The 1,060-nt window shown below is 67.5% G+C and carries 1 protein-coding gene; it reads left to right on the top strand.

Going from position 1 to position 1,060, the window contains the following annotated elements; translation table 11 throughout:
- The first annotated feature begins 221 nt into the window (after positions 1-221).
- Complete coding sequence (locus ACFFU4_RS18295) at positions 222-875, top strand: alpha/beta hydrolase (RefSeq protein ID WP_377071341.1); 654 nt, start codon at positions 222-224, stop codon at positions 873-875.
- Positions 876-1,060: the final 185 nt, after the last annotated feature.

Raw genomic sequence — 1,060 nt, 5'->3', positions numbered from 1 at the left:
TCGCGTAGCGCCCCTTGGTGCTGAGTTTCATGGCCCCTCCTCCCCGGTGCGGTGCGACACAGATTGACCTCGGGCGGCGCAGCGCGTATCCCGGCGCTCGACCGTGCCGGTGCCGATGGTCCCGCTTGCCTAGAGCGCGGCCCCCGTGCCGTCAAGAATTACGCCCGCGCAGGGTGCCGCGCCGGACAGGGACGTCAGGACGGGGACAGGAAGAGAGCACAATGCCCGAGGTAATCTTTGCCGGCCCCGAGGGCCGTCTCGAAGGCCGGTATCACCCGCAGCGCGACCGCGACGCGCCGATCGCCATCATCCTGCACCCGCACCCGCAATTCGGCGGCACGATGAACAACAAGGTGGTCTACAACCTGCACTATGCCTTTCACGGCATGGGCTTTACCGTGCTGCGCTTCAACTTTCGCGGCGTCGGGCGGTCACAGGGCGAATACGACCAGGGCGTGGGCGAGCTGAGCGACGCCGCCTCGGCGCTCGACTACCTGCAATCCATGAACGCCAATTCCAAGCATTGCTGGGTCGCGGGCTTTTCCTTCGGGGCGTGGATCGGCATGCAACTGCTGATGCGGCGGCCCGAGATCACCGGCTTCGTGTCGGTGGCGCCGCCCGCCAACATGTACGATTTCTCGTTCCTGGCGCCGTGCCCCGCCTCGGGCCTGGTGATCAACGGCAGCGCCGACCGCGTCGCCCCGCCCGCCGATACCGGTCAGCTCGTGGCCCGGCTCAAGGAGCAGCAGGGCATCACCATCACCCACGAGCAGATCGAGGGCGCGGACCATTTCTTCCGCGAGCCCTACATGGACACGATGGTCGAAACGGTCACCGGCTACGTCAAGCGCCGCCTGACCGAGACCACCCGCTGAGGCCGCATCATGGGCGTGACCGAAGACCTTGCCGACGAGTTGGCCCGCGACGTCATCAAGGCGATCGAGGCCACCGGCGACGAGGATATCGTGGCCGAGATCACCCGCGTGCTCGGCGCCTCCTCGCAGACCGCCGAAGAGGCGTTCCTCACCGCGCTGCGCGTGCGCCGCGCCAACCTCAAGGC

The organism is Roseovarius ramblicola (genome assembly GCF_042430665.1).
Classification (GTDB): Bacteria; Pseudomonadota; Alphaproteobacteria; order Rhodobacterales; family Rhodobacteraceae; genus Roseovarius; species Roseovarius ramblicola.
This window is presented reverse-complemented; position numbering and strand designations above follow the sequence as displayed.

Coding starts and splice junctions, on each gene's coding strand:
- ACFFU4_RS18295 (WP_377071341.1), top strand. CDS start 222: ATGCCCGAGGTAATCTTTGCCGGCCCCGAGGGCCGTCTCGAAGGCCGG.